Genomic DNA, 15,310 nt, shown 5'->3' with positions numbered 1-15,310 from the left:
GACAGGTGAGAACACCCCACCCACAGAGTCGGCAGTCGGAAAATCATCCAGCCCCCGGAGCGGCCACCCCCGGAGCCACCCCCGGCGAACCCCACCCACCCGAAAGCCCACGACCCTCCAAGCCCCGCGCAGCGACCCCCACCCGCAACCGCCCCACCACATGCCGAATCAACCGATCCAAATCCGCGCAATACACAGACGGATGCCCGAACCCGTCCCCCGCATACCGATGCGCATAGAGCCCACCCCCACACACCCGGACCAACGGGCACCCCGCACACACCGGCCCGAGCCCGTCCACCCCACGCTGGCGAGCCAAGAAGGCCGGATGCGCCGCAGCGTCGGCGAAGCCGTGCCGCCACACGTCCAGTCCCGTCGCCGCGGCGCCGTCGTACGCGGCCTTGAGGCTGTCCGCCTGCTCGATCGTGCCGTCCGCCTCGATCACCACGAGGTCCACCGGCGCGAGCCCGACGGCCTCGCTGGCCGCGCGCCCGCCGAGCAGCAGCACCGCCAGCTCCTCGAACAGCCGCACGCCGGTCTCCCGCCGGGGGGCGTCGAACCACCGGTCGAAGGCGGCGATCAGCCACTCCCCGTACGGCGCCGCCTCCCCTCCGGCCGGGGGCGCGGACGGCAGGACGCGCCGCACGCCCGCCGGCTGGGACTGCCAGGTCGCGTGCGGCAGGAGCAGGTCGAGCCGGGGCGGGGCGAACTCCAGCAAGGCCTCGTAGGTGGCCACCGGGTCCGCCACCAGATCGACGACGCACAGCAATCCGGCGAACAGCGAGCGGTGTTCGGGCGAGCCGAGCAGCCGCACCGCTTCGGCGGTCCGCTCCCAGCTGCCCGCGCCGGAGGGCAGCAGCCGGTGCCGGTCGTGGTCGGCGCGCGTGCCGTCCAGTGACACCCCGACGCCGACGCCGTACCGGTGCAGGACGTCCAGGAGCGCGGGCTCGTCGAGCAGCCGGAGCCCGTTGGTCTGCAGGCTGAACCGGACCCGCGGCCCGGCTCCCGCCAACTCCCCCAACAGGTCGTCGAGATGACCGGCGCCGACGAGCAGCGGCTCCCCGCCGTGCAGCACCACGACGACCTCGTCGAGCCCGTGCTCGGCCGCGTGCTCGGCGATCCGGCGCGCGGTGCGCCGGACCACCGGCAGCTCCATCCGCCGGGGCCGGTCCCGCCAGCTCTGGTCCGCGGCCTCGTAGACGTAGCAGTAGTCGCAGGCCAGGTTGCACCGACTGTGGATCTTCAGCAGGAACTGCCGGAACGCCACCATACGGCGAGCCTAACCCCGCACGACAAAGCCCTTGACACACGGCCAAGCCCCTTGACAGCAGTGGGCACCGATTCATTGACGACACGTCACACGTGCGGCGGCTCCACGTCCGAGTCGAGCCGCAGCCCCGCCTTCACCGCCACGGTCGTCGGGTGCTCCTCCCCCAGCGTCGCCCGGGCCCGGCGGATGCAGTCCGCCCGCAGCTCGGCCGCCCGCTCGGTCTGCCCCGCGGTCGCGAGCGACAGCGAGAGGTTGGAGTTGATGCCGATCGAGTCGTAGTGGTCCTGGCCGAGCGTCGCGGTCATGAGGGGCGCGGCCTCCAGTTCCAGGGCCAGCGCCTCCTGCGTCTCCCCGGCCAGGGCCAGGTCGTTCGCGTGGTTCATCATCGCGATCGGGATGTAGAGGTGGTGGTCCCCGAGGACCGTCCGGAACTGCGCCAGGGTCCGCCCGGACAACGCCTTCGCCTCCTCCAGGCGGCCGGCCAGCCGCAGGTAGACGGACAGGTTGTTGGCGCCCGCCAGGGTCACCGGGTGGTTCTCGCCCAGGTAGTCGCGGTACCGCGCGAGGGCCCGCTCGGCGAGCGGGATGGCCCGCTCGGTGAGGCCGAGGGCGTTGAGGTCGCTGGCCAGGTTGGTGGCGGCGGCGAGGGTGTCGGGGTGCTCGGGGCCGTTGATGTCCAGGTAGCGCTGGTAGATGTCCTCGTCTATCTCCAGGGCCTCGTTGTAGCGGCCGGCCCGCCGCAGGGCCACGGCGAGGTTCTTGCGGGCGCGGAGGGTGTCGGTGTGGCCGTCGCCGATGGTCTGCTGGTAGATCCGGACGGTCTCCTCCAGCAGGTCGAGGGCCTCCCGCAGGCGTCCGGTCTCGCGCAGGTCGCGCGCGTAGTTGGAGGCGGACGAGAGCGCGTAGAGGCTGTGCGCGCCGAGGGCGTCGCGCTGCTGGAGGTAGTTGCTGCGGTGGCGCTCCAACGCCGCCCGCCGGTCGCCGGCCAGGTAGTCGGAGACGGCGAGGTTGTTGGTGATCATGAGTGTGCGCGGGTGGTCGGGCCCGAGGGTGCGCCGGGCCGCGTCCAGGGTGCGGCGGTCGAGGGTGCGGGCCTCGTCGTAGCGGCCGAGGAAGCGCAGGTCGGCGCCGAGGCTGTTGGCGACGGCGAGGGTGTGCGAGTGCTCGGGGCCGAGCGTCGCGGTGAACCGGTCCAGGATGTCGCGGTCCATCTCGTACGCCTCCTGGAGGGCGCCCTGGGAGCGGCGGATGTTGCTGAGCTGGGTGCGCAGCATGAGCGTCTGGGCGTCGTTGTCGACGTCGAAGCCGGGCCCGCCGTAGCCCTCCCGGCTCCAGTGTTCGAGCGTCCGCTCGGCGAGTTCCCGGCCGGACTCGTGCAGGCTGCGCTTCCACTGGTAGCGGACGGAGTCGATGATCCACTGCCGGACGTCCTCGTCGGCGCTGTCGACGGCGCCGGAGGGCCACAGGTGCGGCAGGAGTTCGGCGTACTCGGCCCAGTTGGCGGGGACGTCGGGGTCGCCGGGGTTGGCGGTGGCGAGCGCCGCGTGGACGACGCCGCGCAGTTCGGCCCGCCGTTCCTCCTCGACCTGGTCCCGGAGCACGGCCTGGACGAGCCGGTGCACGGTGATGGTCTCGCTGCCCTGGTCGGTGCGGGCGAGCCCGAACCGGTTGATGGCGCGCAGGAATTCGCCGATCGCGAGCTTGTCGCGGGGCGCGCGCGGGGGCAGCCGCAGGGCGCGGGTGACCGCGCGGCTGTAGAGCAGCCGCATCGGGATGGCGTCGGGGCCGAAGAAGGCGCAGATCTCCAGGATCTGGGCGGCCGGGGCGTTCATCCGGCGCAGTTCCTCGACCGAGATGCGCCAGGTGGCCGCGGCGGAGTGCGGGTAGTCGGCGGTCCGCAGGGCGGTGCGCTCCAGCATCTCGGTGAGCTCTTCGTCGAGCAGTTCGAGGTAGGTGGCGATCGGCATGGACGTCTCCTGCAGCCAGACGGCGGCCTGGCCGACGGCGAGCGGCAGGTCGCCGAGGCGGTGGGCGACCTGGTCGGCGTCCTCCAGGGAGAGGCCGCTGTTGAAGCGGCGCAGCAGCCGGATGCTCTCCTCGCGGAGGAAGACGTCGACCTCGACGAGGCCGGCGTGCCGGGCCCAGCCCTGGTTGCGGGAGGTGATCAGGACGTGCCCGCCGGAGGAGCCGACCGGCTGCCAGGGGGCGAGTTCCTCGGGGGTGCCGGCGTTGTCGAAGACGAGCAGCCAGCGGCGGTAGGGCTGGCCGCGGCGCAGCGCGTCGAGGACGGCGGCGGCGGTGTGCGCGACGTCGTCGCTGGTGGGCACGCCGAGCCGCGGGGCGAGTTCGGCGAGCTTCTGCGGGATGTTGGCGGGTTCCTCCGCGGGCACCCACCAGACGACGTCGTAGGCGGCCTTGAAGCGGTGGGCGTACTCGGCGGCGATCTGGGACTTCCCGGCGCCGCCGAAGCCGTACAGGACCTGGCTGAGCACGGCGCCGGGGCCGCCGGTGAAGCGGTTGCGGAGCAGTTCGAGGAGCTTGCCGCGGCCGATGAAGGAGGCGTTGCGCGAGGGCGCCTCCTGGACCTGCGGGGCGGTGCCGGGGAAGCGCGCGGGGGCGAGGAACTCGCCGCTGTCGGAGTCGGACTGGCGGGCGCTGCCGGGCGGCGGGCCGAGCTCGCCGTAGAGCTGGGACTCGGCGGCGACGGCGGAGGAGCGGACGAGGTCGGGCGCGGCCTGGCCGATGAACGGGCGGGGCACCGGCTCGTCGGAGTCCTGCAGCCGCAGGGCGACGAGGGCCGGGGAGCCGGAGGCGAGTTCGCGGCCCTGGAGCAGTTGCCAGACCTCGGCGGCGCGGGGCAGCGCGGTGTACTCGGGCGAGAGCAGCGCGAGCAGCCGGCCCTGGCCGTCGAGCGGCCCGGCGACCTCGGGCGGGCGACCGCCGGTGTACGGTTCGGCGGCGTTGTGCAGGGAGGACTGGTAGCCGAAGCGGGTGAGGGTGCCGGCCGCCCACTCGGCCCACATCCGGTCCTCGGGCGCGTAGCTGACGAAGACCTGCCGGGGCACGGCGCGGGCGGAGCGCAGGTAGGCGCCGTAGAGGCGGCGGCGGGTCTCGGAGCCGAGCGGGCGCAGGGTGCGGACCCTGCCGTCGGTGATCCAGCCGGCCAGCCGTTCGAAGGCGTTGAGCAGGCTGCGGGCCTCCTGCGGCCGGTCGGCGACGGTGGCGGGCACCTCCTCGTAGGCGTAGAACGGCTTGTACGGGACCTCGACGTCGGCCCAGTAGCCGGCCCGGCGTTCGGCGGGCAGCCAGCGGCCCAGGTAGGGCGCGAAGGCCTCGCGGGCGAAGTCGCGGCCGGCTTCGAGGCGCTCCTGCTCGGCGTCCTCGACCCGCATCGGCACCGGCAGGACGCGGATGGCCCGTTCCTCGGCCTCGGCGATGGCCCGGGCGGCGTCGACGCCGCCGCGGATGTTCTGGGCGCTGAAGGTGAAGCAGTCGACGACGGAGTCGGGCATCAGGACGGTGCAGATGCCGGAGGTGTCGCTGACGCCGGTGCGGCTGTCGATGAGCACGTAGTCGTACGTACGGGACCAGCGCTCGCGCAGCTCGCGCAGGAACTCGCCGCCGCGGATGTCCCGCCCGTGGTAGAAGCTGCGCCAGTTGAAGCTGGTGACGGCGGCGGCGTAGGCGGCGTTCTGCCGGCCGGCCGGGAGGAAGTCGAGCCGTCCGCCGGCCGGCAGGTCGAGGGCGAGGCCGCAGACGTAGGCGTCCAGCCGGCCCGGTTCGTCGAGCCAGGCGGCCGGGGGCAGGCCGGTCGGTCCGACGGCGGAGGGCAGCGCCTGTTTGACGTAGGAGCGCAGCAGGTCGATCAGGCCCTCGGTGGAGTGGAGTTCGGGGTCGACCAGCAGCGGGTGGTAGTAGCGGTGGAGGCCGGGCGCCTCCAGGTCCCAGTCGACGACGAGGACGCGCAGGCCGCGGCTGGCGAGGATCCAGCCGACGTTGGCGAGGGCCATGGTGCGGCCGGTGCCGCCCTTGAAGGAGTAGAACGTGACGACCGATCCCGGTCCGCCGCGGGCCGGCTCTGTTCCGGGCTCAGTGATCATCGTCCTGGTCTCCCCTCAGGGGCGCTGCGTCGTCGTGGTGGTCGCGCGGGTTCGGCACGTCGGGCGGGTTGGGCCACCGCCCCGGTTCCCGTGGCGGGGTCTCCGGGGCCGGCTGCGGACCGAACGGGATGGCCAGCCCGGGGATCGCCCGTTCGCCGGTGCCGCCGGGGCCGAAGCCGAATGCGCCACCGTCATCGTCCCCCCAGTCCAGGTTGTCGTCCATGAGCTTGTTCTGAGCGACCGTCACCATGATGGTGAGGTCGGAGTCGAAGTTCTCCCGGTTCACCTTGACGCGGAAGAGGTGCTCCGGGTCGCTCCGGCGCAGCCAGTTGCGGCGGAACACGCCGCGCACGCCGGCCCAGAGCGCGTCGCGCTCCCCCTCCGGGTCGGCGCTGCCCATCGGGACCATCACGCCGGTGACGGGGTGGTTCTGGTCGTCGTACTCGCGCAGTGCGGCGCGGTAGCGGTCGTGCCCGGCCACCCAGGGGTCCACCAGCAGGACGCTGACCTGGCTGTCCTCGCGGGCCTGGTCGAGCTTCTCGCCGAGGCCCGTGCCGACCTCCTCCAGGGTGGTGGTGTGTCCGGCGGCGGTGATCACCCGCTGGGCGCGCACCGCGAGGGACGGCGTCGTGGGCGGGTGGTACGGCGCCCAGTGCCAGGGCTTGGCCCCGTACCAGCCGCCGGCGTGGGAGCCGCCCTCGGCGGCGGCCTCCGAGGCCCGGCCGGCCGCGATGAACAGCCGGACCATGCCCGCGGCGGCCGTGGGCTCCACCGGCTGCGGGCCGGGGAAGTAGCCGCGCACCGCGTTGAGGTCGAAGTCGGCGAGTTCGGTGAGGCGGCGCGCGGCCGCGTCGCGGACGCGCTCGGCGACGACCTTGACGACCTGCCGGTAGGCGTCGCCCTGCGGCCCGGTGCGCAGCAGCGCGCGCAGGCCGTACCGCGCGTAGGCCTCGCCCATGTCCGGCTGGGCCCACTGGATCTTGGTGACCTCGGCGGCCAACTCGCCCGGGACGACCGGTTCCCAGAGCACCGGGACCAGCGCCGGGATGAGCTCGCCGGTGTCCTCGTGGTGGCGCCGGACGCGGCCGCGGAAGGCGGTCCACTCCTTGCCGCAGTAGAGGCTGGCGAAGTAGGCGGGCGAGTAGAGCGCGACCATCGTGCGGCTGCGGCCCAGCATGGTGGCGAGCTGCTCGGCCCAGTCGTCGCCGACGCGCAGCTGCTCGGTGTCGCGGTACGCCAGCTCCTCGGCCCGCGCGGCGGGTTCGATGCGCCCGAGCTCGTCTCTCAGGTCGTTGAAGAACTGGTCGACGAAGGCGTCCTCCGCCTCGAAGTCCACACGGGCGTAGCTGAAGAAGAAGTAAGGCTGCAGCACTCTGTCCCCCGAGGCCCGACGGTGTCGCGACGGCGCTGGTTTCATACCCAGCATGTCGTGAACTCCACCGGCCGCGCGGGGAAGTTGGCGAACTCGGAGGCTCCGGGGGGTTTAACCGGTGGTGGGGCGCACGCCCCGGCCGGCCCCGCTACCGCCCTCGCTACCGGCCGAGCGCCGACTGGAACGCCGCGAGCGGTTCCGCGCCGGGGGTCAGCGCGTCCGCGACCACCCGGCGCAGCAGGTCGCCGAGGACGGTGTCGGGCAGCGCGTCGAGTTCGTCGAGCGGCAGGGCGGCGACGTCGACCAGGTCAGAGCCGAGTCCAGCGGCGGTTTCCGCACCGGTGACGCCCATCAGTCCCTCACTCGATCGTGTCGGCACGGCGGGCTGGTGCCCCGGTGGGATCCGACCCAGGTCCGCGCGGGCAGAATGCTACTACGCCGCACCTTGATCATGACGGACCGTCAGGTCAACTGTGCCGCCGCGCCCGCCGCGCCCCCGCCCCGCCGTCAGGGGCAGAGGCGTTCGACGCGCCAGCCGGTGGGGGCGGCGGGGTCGGCGAGGTAGCGGAGGCGGTCGTGGAGGCGGTTCTCGCGGCCCTGCCAGAACTCGACGCTCTCCGGGACCACCCGGTAGCCGCCCCAGAACGGCGGGACGGGCACGCCCTCGCCCTCGGGGTAGCGGCGTTCCAGTTCGGCGTAGCGCCGTTCGAGGACCTCGCGGCCGGCGACCGGGCTGGACTGCTCGCTGGCCCAGGCGCCGAGCTGGGAGCCGTGCGGGCGGGTGCGGAAGTAGGCGGCGGTCTCGTCCCGGCCGACCTTCTCGACCCGGCCCTGGACGATGACCTGGCGGGCCAGCGCGATCCACGGGAAGAGCAGGGCCGCGTGCGGGTTCGCCGAGAGCTCCGAGCCCTTGGTGGAGCCGTAGTTGGTATAGAAAACGAAGCCGCGCGCGTCGTAGCCCTTGAGCAGGACGGTGCGCGAGTTGGGCCGCCCCTGGGCGTCGGCGGTGGAGAGCACCATGGCGTTGGGCTCGATCACGCCGGCGTCGTCCGCCTCGTGGAACCAGCGGGTGAACTGGCCGAGCGGGTCGGGCGCGAGCTGCTCCTCGACCAGGCCCTCGTGGGTGTAGTGCTTGCGCATCACCGTGAGGTCCGGACCGGGCCGGGCCTCGTCGGCCAGGTTCCGGGTGGCGGGGCTCAGGGGCGTCGACTGGGCGCGTTCCGGGGTCTGCACGCCAACATCATCCCGTACGACAAGCAACCGGCACCGCTACCTCGAGACAAACCCCGGTGGGAGATAAGGTGACTCGCCACCGCTTGGCCGCCCGTCGTACGGTGAATTGTCCGGAACACGGCTTTCGGTTCCGGAGATTTCCCGGGCACGACCGACCCTCGGCGGAAAAGTCAAGCGGGCCCGCGGGAAACATCACCACGGTGGTGTATGGCGCAATGCACCCCGTGCCTGCCACTCTGGCACCGAGTGCCAACCACCATTCGGTCACTGGCGTGCCCGCCCCACCACGGCGGAGCGCCGATCGCAGAACTGAAGGAGCCGTCGCATGTCCGACTTCGTACCCGGGCTTGAGGGAGTCGTCGCGTTCGAGAGCGAGATCGCGGAGCCCGACCGCGAGGGCGGCGCCCTCCGATACCGCGGTGTGGACATCGACGACCTGGTCGGCAAGGTCTCCTTCGGCCACGTGTGGGGCCTGCTGGTGGACGGCAAGTTCAACCCCGGCCTGCCGGCCGCCGAGCCCTTCCCGATCCCGGTGCACTCCGGCGACATCCGGGTCGACGTCCAGTCCGCGCTCGCCATGCTCGCCCCGGTGTGGGGCCTCAAGCCGCTGCTCGACATCTCCGCCGAGCAGGCCCGCGACGACCTCGCCCGCGCCGCCGTCATGGCCCTGTCCTACGTCGCCCAGTCGGCCCGCGGCCAGGGCCTGCCGATGGTCCCGCAGAGCGAGATCGACAAGGCCGAGACGGTCGTCGAGCGGTTCATGATCCGCTGGCGCGGCGAGCCGGACCCGAAGCACGTCAAGGCCGTCGACGCGTACTGGACCTCGGCCGCCGAGCACGGCATGAACGCCTCCACCTTCACCGCCCGCGTCATCGCCTCCACCGGCGCCGACGTCGCCGCCGCGCTGTCCGGCGCGGTCGGCGCGATGTCCGGCCCGCTGCACGGCGGTGCTCCGTCCCGCGTGCTCGGCATGATCGAGGAGATCGAGCGCACCGGCGACGCGGTCACGTGGGTCAAGAACGCGCTGGACAAGGGCGAGCGCCTGATGGGCTTCGGCCACCGCGTCTACCGCGCCGAGGACCCGCGCGCCCGCGTGCTGCGCCGCACCGCCAAGGAGCTCGGCGCGCCGCGCTTCGAGGTCGCCGAGGCGCTGGAGAAGGCCGCGCTGGAGGAGCTGCACAACCGCCGCCCGGACCGCGTCCTCGCCACCAACGTCGAGTTCTGGGCCGCCATCATGCTGGACTTCGCCGAGGTCCCGGCGCACATGTTCACCTCGATGTTCACGTGCGCGCGCACGGCCGGCTGGTCGGCGCACATCCTGGAGCAGAAGCGCACGGGCCGGCTCGTGCGCCCCTCCGCGCGCTACATCGGCCCCGGCGCGCGTCGCCCCGAGGAGATCGAGGGCTGGGACGCCATCGTCCACTGACGTCAGGCGGACGCCCCCGGCGTCCCCCTGACGCACCGTCCCTGACCAGCGGGTCCGGCTCCGGCCGGACCCGCTTCGGCTTGTCCGGGAGCAGTCGAGATCACAGTCTCAGGACGCGGACGACCGTATCCCCGCCCGTGCCCCGGCCGGTAGGCTGCGGCGCGTGGCTCAGATCCAGATCCCCGCTGACATCAAGCCCGCAGACGGCCGTTTCGGCTGCGGACCGTCCAAGGTGCGCCCCGAGGCCCTGAGTGCCCTCGCCGCCACCCAGACCTCCCTGCTCGGCACCTCCCACCGCCAGGCCCCGGTGAAGAACCTGGTCAAGCGCGTGCGCGAGGGCGTGAGCAGCCTGTTCTCGCTGCCCGAGGGCTACGAGGTGGTGCTCGGCAACGGCGGCTCCACCGCCTTCTGGGACATCGCCGCCTTCGGCCTGGTGCGGGAGAAGTCCCAGCACCTGGACTTCGGCGAGTTCTCCTCGAAGTTCGCCTCCTCGGTCAAGGCCGCGCCGTGGCTGGGCGAGCCGAGCGTGATCAAGACCGCCCCGGGCACCCACCCGCTGCCGGTCGCCGAGGCCGGCGTGGACGTCTACGGCCTCACCCACAACGAGACCTCGACCGGTGTCGCGATGCCGATCGCGCGCCCGGCGGGCGCGGACGAGGGCTCGCTGGTGCTGGTGGACGCCACCTCGGGCGCCGGCGGCCTGCCGGTGGACATCACCGAGACCGACGTCTACTACTTCGCCCCGCAGAAGTCCTTCGCCTCCGAGGGCGGCCTGTGGCTGGCCACCTTCTCCCCGGCCGCCCGGGAGCGCGCCGCCGAGATCGCCGCCTCCGGCCGCTACATCCCGCCGTTCTTCTCGCTGCCGACGGCCATCGACAACTCGTCGAAGGACCAGACGTACAACACCCCGTCGCTCTCCACCCTGTTCCTGCTGGCCGACCAGCTGGAGTGGCTGAACGGCAACGGCGGGCTCGACTGGGCCGTCGCCCGTACGGCTGATTCCTCGTCCCGGCTGTACGGCTGGGCCGAGAAGTCGTCCTACGCGACCCCGTTCGTCGCCAACCCGGCCGAGCGCTCGCAGGTGGTCGGCACGATCGACTTCGACGAGTCGGTGGACGCCGCCGCGGTCGCCAAGGCACTGCGTGCCAACGGCATCGTGGACACCGAGCCGTACCGCAAGCTCGGCCGCAACCAGCTGCGCATCGCGATGTTCCCGGCGATCGACCCGGCGGACGTCGAGGCGCTCACGCAGTGCATCGACTACGTGGTCGAGGCGCTCTAACACCCGGCACACCGACGACGAGAGGGCCACCGCACGCGTGCGGTGGCCCTCTCGTCATTGCCGCGGGGCTGCTGCCGGAGTGTTGCGGGGGCACCGCCGAGGTGCCGCCGGACTGCCCCCGGCGGGAGGCCCGCCGGGGTACCGCCGCTACCGGTTGACCAGCGAGCCGACCAGGACGACGACCAGCAGGAGCACCAGGGTGCCGGTCACGATGCGCATGCGAGTCTTGGGATCCACGGTCAACGAGCGTACCTCCGGCTCACCCCCGGCTAGACGCCGAGTCCGGCCCCACCGGTGGCGTCGATGTTCTGGCCGGTGACCCACCGGGAGTCGGCGGAGGCCAGGAAGGCCACGATGTCGGCGATGTCCGACACCTCGGCGACCCGCTTGAGCACCGACTGCCCGGCCGTCCGCTCCCGCGCCGCCGGGTCCTCCAGCCACGGGTTGACGGCCGTCGGGACGACGCCGGGCCGCACCGCGTTCACCGTGATCCCGCGCGGCCCGAGCTCCTCGGCCAGGGCCAGGGTGAAGGTCTCCAGCGCGCCCTTGGTCATCGCGTAGGCGATGGCCGACGGGAAGGCCACCCGGGTCACGGCGGACGAGACGTTGACGATCCGCCCGCCGTCCCGCAGGCGCTCCAGGCCGCGCTGGACGACGAAGAACGGCGCCTTGGCGTTCACCGCGAACACCTCGTCGTAGCCCGCCTCGGCCAGCTCGTGGACCCTCCCGAACAGGCCCATGCCCGCATTGTTGACCAGGACGTCCAGCCCCTCGGCTCCCCCGCCGTGGCCGGCCCCGTGCTCGGCGCCGTACGCCGCCAGCCCCTGGTCGAAGGCCGCCCACAGCGTGTCGGCGTCGCCGGGCACCCCCAACTCGGCGCCGATCGCGAAGGCCCGTCCGCCCGCCGCCTCGATCGTCCGCACGACCTCCTCGGCGGCCTTCCCGTTGCGGCCGTAGTGCACGGCGACCAGCGCGCCGTCCCGGCCGAGCCGCTCGGCGATGCCCCGCCCGATGCCCCGGCTGCCACCCGTCACCAGTGCCGTCTTCCCTGCCAGCGCGCCCATGGCCACGCCCCCTCACTCCGGTCGACTCCTGCAGCGATCTGTTTCTGTAGTGATCGCTAATGAATGGAACCGTAGCACGGCTTCTGTAGCGCTCGATATAAAATCTGGCCATGACCAGCACGACGCGCGGGCGCCCCCGCTCCTTCGACCGCGAGGCCGCCCTCGAACAGGCCCTGCGGCTCTTCTGGGAGCGCGGCTACGAGGCCACCTCGGTCGCCGACCTCACCGCCGCCATGGGCATCCGCCCGCCGAGCCTGTACGCGGCCTTCGGCGACAAGCGGACGCTCTTCGCCGAGGTCGTGGCCCGCTACCAGGAGACGTACGGCATCCACACGGCGCGCGCCTTCGCGGAGGAGCCGACCACCAGGGCCGGCGTCGACCGGATGCTGCGCGAAGCCGCCGCCGTGCTCACCGACCCGGCCCACCCCTGGGGCTGCCTGCTGGTCGGCTCGACGGTCAACTGCACCTCGCCCGACGTCGTGCAGGCCGTCCGCGAGCAGCGCGAGGCCAACGTGCGCGACCTGGAGTCCCGGATCCGCGCCGACGTCGCCGCCGGCCTGGAGCCGGCCGGCACCGACCCGGCCGCGCTGGCGCAGTTCATCGCGACCGTCGTCCACGGCATGACGCTGCGCGCCCGCGACGGCGCGAGCCGGGCGGAGCTGGAGCAGGTCGCGGCCGTCGCGATGCGCGCCTGGCCGTGATCAGCCGACCGCCCAGCGCGCCAACGGCCAGGCGCGGACGGTCTCGTAGTGCGCGAAGCCGCCGTCCAGGTCGCTCTTCATCAGGCGCAGTTCGGCGGCCTCCCACTCCGGCCCCCGGTAGTCGGCCAGCGCGGCGGCCAGTCCCTCCAGCTCGGCCGCCGCGACCCGCTGGACGGCCCTCCGGTGCCCGCGCGACGAACCGGCCCGGCCGAGGGTGAGGTGCGGGTGGAAGGCGAACGCGTCCACCTCGCCGGTGACGTCCGCGGTGGCCTCGTTCACGGCCTCGGCGAGCCTGCGCAGCGCCCAGGCCTGCCCCTCGACCCCCGCCCAGAGCACCCGGTCGCCGAACCGGCCCGCACCCGCGAGCCGCAGCCGGTGCGCCGGGTGGGCCTCGGCGACGGCGGCCAGGGCCGTCTCCAGCTCCGGCAACCGGTCCTCCGGCACCTGCCCGAGGAAGGCCAGCGTCAGGTGCCAGCCCTCGACCGTGGTCCAGCGCAGCCGGTCCGCCCCGGGCAGCCCGCGCACCGGCGCCACCGCGTCGGAGAGCCCCTGCAACGCCTCGACCGGCGGGAGCACCGCCACGAACAATCTCATGGTCTTATCTTCCGCCCTTCCGCCGAGCCGTCGTCTGCACTAGAACTTTCTCCATGAAGATCCGCAACGGGGGCCCCGAAGACGTGCCCGACCTGCTCGCCCTGCTCGACGGCGCCGTGGCCTGGCTGGCCGGCCAGGGCCGCACCGGCCAGTGGGGCGACCAGCCCTTCTCCACCCTCCCGGCCCGGGTGGAGCACGTCGAGAAGTACGGCCGCGAGCCGTTCCTGATGCGCCTGGCCGTGGACGACGAAGGCCGCACCGTCGGCGCGTGCGTCCTGTCCGAGGATCGGGGGCAGTACATCCCCGCGGTGGACGAGCGCGAGCTGTACGTCCGCAACCTGGTGACCGACCGCACGCGCAAGGGCTCGGGCATCGGCGCCGCGCTGATCGCCGACGCGCTCGACGAGGCCCGCCGGCGCGGCATCGGCCTGCTCCGGGTGGACTGCTACGGCGGCAACGACCGCAAGCTCGTCGGCCAGTACCGGGCCCTCGGCTTCACCGAGACCGAGTCCTTCGAGGTCGAGCAGCCGAACGGCGTGTGGGTCGGCCAGGTCCTGGAGATCCGGCTCTAGGAAAGGCGTCCGGGTACACCTCAGGCCTCGGGGGCGTCGCCGCACCCGAGGCCTGATGATTCGTCAGCAGGCCGGAGCCAGCTGGGACTTGGACGTGGCACGGGTCCGCGGCACGACGGCCACCACCCGGCCGCCGCGGCCCGGGTGCAGGTCGAAGCGCACCTTCAGGTCCGCGCTGCGGGCGAGCACCAGGCCCACCGCACCGGCCGCCAGCGCGGACACCAGCCCACAGGCCAGCAACCCGAGCCGGGGCCCGTACGAGGCGGTGACCCAGCCCACGATCGGCGCGCCGATCGGCGTGCCGCCGGTGAAGACCAGCACCAGCAGGCCCATCACCCGGCCCCGCATCTCGGGGTCGGTGGCCAGCTGCAGCATCGAGTTGACCGAGGTGTTGAAGCTCAGCCCGAACACCCCGATCAGCGTCAGCAGCGCCGCGAAGGTCCAGTAGTCGGGCGCGAACGCGGCCACGACCTCCAGCGCACCGAAGCCCAGCGCCGCCGCCACCAGCCGGCGCAGGCGCGGCGCGCCCCGGCGGGCCGCGAGCAGCGCTCCGGCCAGCGAACCGACCGCCATCGCGGTGTTCAGCAGGCCGTACTGCCCGGCGCCCACCTTGAAGGTGTCGTGCGCGAAACCGGCCAGCAGCGTCGGGAAGTTGAAGCCGAAGGTGCCGATGAACCCGGCGAGCACCATCGGCCAGAGCAGCTCGGGCCGCTCCTTCACGTACCGCAGGCCCTCGCGCAGCTGCCCCTTCTCGCGGGCGATCGGCTCGGTCGGGCGCAGCTCGCTCTCCCGCATCGCGAGCAGTCCGCCGATCACGGCGGCGAAGGACAGCGCGTTGACGGCGAACGCCCAGCCGCTGCCGACCGCGGCGATCAGCAGGCCCGCGACGGCGGGGCCGACCAGGCGCGCGGTCTGGAAGTTGGCGGCGTTGAGGCTGACCGCGTTGGCGAGGTCCTTCGGGCCGACCATCTCGGACACGAAGGCCTGCCGGGTGGGGTTGTCCACCACCGTGACCAGGCCGAGGAGCAGGGCGAACGCGTACACGTAGTACGGCGTCACGATGCCGCCGACGGTCATCACGGCGAGGCCCGCGGCGAGCAGGCCCATCGCGCCCTGGGTGTAGATCAGCAGCCGGCGCTTGGGCATCCGGTCGGCGAGGACGCCGCCGAACAGGCCCAGCAGCAGCATCGGCAGGAACTGCATCGCGGTGGTGATGCCGACGGCGAGCGGGCTGCCGGTGAGGCTGAGCACCAGCCAGTCCTGGGCGATCCGCTGCATCCAGGTACCGGTGTTGGACACCACCTGGCCGGCGAAGTAGTAGCGGTAGTTGCGAACGCGCAGTGAGGAGAACATCCCCCGGGGCCGCGTGAAGGTGGCACCGGTCGGGGATGCGGCCGCGTGGCTGCGGCCGGGAGCGGCGGGGTCGTCCGCCGCGGTGCGTTCGTCGGGGTCGTCGTCGCCGTTGCCCGGCAGCCCCGTGGGGGCGGGTGCCTGGCTGTCGGCGGCCGCGGCGGTGGCCGCGGCGGGGTCGGTGGTCGGCTCGTCGGTACGGATGGCGGCGGCTGCTGCGGCCGGCGGTGTCACGGTGTTCTCCCCTCGCGGCGGGGGGGGGGGGGGGGGCCGGCCCGCGCGGCCGGGGCCTGCGGGGGGGGGGGCGGCGGGGGGGGATGGCGGGAAAAGTGGAAGAAGACAAAAA

At 73.2% G+C, this 15,310-nt stretch carries 12 protein-coding genes; 4 read left to right on the top strand and 8 right to left on the bottom strand.

The genetic code is table 11. From position 1 onward, the window contains the following. Positions 1-43: 43 nt before the first annotated feature. The 5 genes from ACFXDE_RS34170 to pdxH all read right to left on the bottom strand — a co-directional run bounded on the left by ACFXDE_RS34170 (position 44) and on the right by pdxH (position 7,882). Positions 44-1,270 (bottom strand): FxsB family cyclophane-forming radical SAM/SPASM peptide maturase, encoded by a 1,227-nt coding sequence (locus tag ACFXDE_RS34170; RefSeq protein WP_380498377.1) that lies wholly within the window; start codon positions 1,268-1,270, stop codon positions 44-46. Between the two features lie 86 nt (positions 1,271-1,356). After that, on the bottom strand, positions 1,357-5,370 hold the full coding sequence (gene fxsT, locus ACFXDE_RS34165; protein WP_380498376.1) for an FxSxx-COOH system tetratricopeptide repeat protein: 4,014 nt from the start codon (positions 5,368-5,370) through the stop codon (positions 1,357-1,359). Next, on the bottom strand, positions 5,360-6,742 hold the full coding sequence (locus ACFXDE_RS34160) for a TIR-like protein FxsC (protein WP_380498375.1): 1,383 nt from the start codon (positions 6,740-6,742) through the stop codon (positions 5,360-5,362). The genes fxsT and ACFXDE_RS34160 overlap by 11 nt, the downstream gene beginning before the upstream one ends. 160 nt (positions 6,743-6,902) lie before the next feature. After that, on the bottom strand, positions 6,903-7,094 hold the full coding sequence (fxsA, locus tag ACFXDE_RS34155; protein WP_359967709.1) for an FxSxx-COOH cyclophane-containing RiPP peptide: 192 nt from the start codon (positions 7,092-7,094) through the stop codon (positions 6,903-6,905). A gap of 155 nt (positions 7,095-7,249) precedes the next feature. Beyond that, on the bottom strand, positions 7,250-7,882 hold the full coding sequence (gene pdxH / locus ACFXDE_RS34150) for a pyridoxamine 5'-phosphate oxidase (protein WP_380435760.1): 633 nt from the start codon (positions 7,880-7,882) through the stop codon (positions 7,250-7,252). 418 nt (positions 7,883-8,300) lie between these two features. On the opposite strand from pdxH, the gene ACFXDE_RS34145 reads away from it, so the two are divergent. Both ACFXDE_RS34145 and serC read left to right on the top strand, forming a co-directional pair. After that, on the top strand, positions 8,301-9,401 hold the full coding sequence (locus ACFXDE_RS34145; protein WP_380435555.1) for a citrate synthase 2: 1,101 nt from the start codon (positions 8,301-8,303) through the stop codon (positions 9,399-9,401). 163 nt (positions 9,402-9,564) lie between these two features. Continuing rightward, positions 9,565-10,683 (top strand): phosphoserine transaminase, encoded by a 1,119-nt coding sequence (serC, locus tag ACFXDE_RS34140; RefSeq protein WP_380498374.1) that lies wholly within the window; start codon positions 9,565-9,567, stop codon positions 10,681-10,683. Positions 10,684-10,952: 269 nt separating this feature from the next. Here the strand turns inward: serC and ACFXDE_RS34135 are convergent, their stop codons facing one another. Next, positions 10,953-11,747, bottom strand: coding sequence for an SDR family oxidoreductase (locus ACFXDE_RS34135; RefSeq protein ID WP_380498373.1), 795 nt, complete (start codon positions 11,745-11,747; stop codon positions 10,953-10,955). Positions 11,748-11,857: 110 nt separating this feature from the next. Between ACFXDE_RS34135 and ACFXDE_RS34130 the strand changes: the two genes are divergently transcribed. Continuing rightward, positions 11,858-12,448, top strand: a complete 591-nt coding sequence (locus tag ACFXDE_RS34130; protein WP_380498372.1) for a TetR/AcrR family transcriptional regulator — start codon at positions 11,858-11,860, stop codon at positions 12,446-12,448. Here ACFXDE_RS34130 and thpR read toward each other — a convergent pair whose 3' ends face one another. Then, the gene (gene thpR / locus ACFXDE_RS34125) at positions 12,449-13,042 is read right to left on the bottom strand and encodes an RNA 2',3'-cyclic phosphodiesterase (protein ID WP_380498371.1); all 594 of its coding nucleotides are present in this window, start codon (positions 13,040-13,042) and stop codon (positions 12,449-12,451) included. A gap of 53 nt (positions 13,043-13,095) precedes the next feature. On the opposite strand from thpR, the gene ACFXDE_RS34120 reads away from it, so the two are divergent. Continuing rightward, a complete protein-coding gene (locus ACFXDE_RS34120; RefSeq protein WP_380498370.1) occupies positions 13,096-13,614 on the top strand; it encodes a GNAT family N-acetyltransferase in 519 nt (172 codons plus the stop codon). Between the two features lie 63 nt (positions 13,615-13,677). Here the strand turns inward: ACFXDE_RS34120 and ACFXDE_RS34115 are convergent, their stop codons facing one another. Next, entirely contained in the window at positions 13,678-15,198 is a 1,521-nt protein-coding gene (locus tag ACFXDE_RS34115; protein ID WP_380498369.1) for an MFS transporter, read from the bottom strand. Between the last annotated feature and the right edge of the window lie 112 nt (positions 15,199-15,310).

Origin of the sequence: Kitasatospora sp. NPDC059408, assembly GCF_042751525.1 — a bacterium.
In the GTDB taxonomy this organism is placed as follows: Bacteria; Actinomycetota; Actinomycetes; order Streptomycetales; family Streptomycetaceae; genus Kitasatospora.
The sequence above is the reverse complement of the archived record's forward strand: the minus strand, read 5'-3'. Positions and strand labels throughout refer to the sequence as shown.

Bases quoted from the DNA above. Each gene is read 5' to 3' on its own strand.
- ACFXDE_RS34170 (WP_380498377.1), bottom strand. From the start codon at position 1,270: ATGGTGGCGTTCCGGCAGTTCCTGCTGAAGATCCACAGTCGGTGCAAC.
- fxsT (WP_380498376.1), bottom strand. From the start codon at position 5,370: ATGATCACTGAGCCCGGAACAGAGCCGGCCCGCGGCGGACCGGGATCG.
- fxsA (WP_359967709.1), bottom strand. From the start codon at position 7,094: ATGGGCGTCACCGGTGCGGAAACCGCCGCTGGACTCGGCTCTGACCTG.
- pdxH (WP_380435760.1), bottom strand. From the start codon at position 7,882: ATGCGCAAGCACTACACCCACGAGGGCCTGGTCGAGGAGCAGCTCGCG.
- ACFXDE_RS34145 (WP_380435555.1), top strand. From the start codon at position 8,301: ATGTCCGACTTCGTACCCGGGCTTGAGGGAGTCGTCGCGTTCGAGAGC.
- ACFXDE_RS34135 (WP_380498373.1), bottom strand. From the start codon at position 11,747: ATGGGCGCGCTGGCAGGGAAGACGGCACTGGTGACGGGTGGCAGCCGG.
- ACFXDE_RS34130 (WP_380498372.1), top strand. From the start codon at position 11,858: ATGACCAGCACGACGCGCGGGCGCCCCCGCTCCTTCGACCGCGAGGCC.
- thpR (WP_380498371.1), bottom strand. From the start codon at position 13,042: ATGAGATTGTTCGTGGCGGTGCTCCCGCCGGTCGAGGCGTTGCAGGGG.
- ACFXDE_RS34120 (WP_380498370.1), top strand. From the start codon at position 13,096: ATGAAGATCCGCAACGGGGGCCCCGAAGACGTGCCCGACCTGCTCGCC.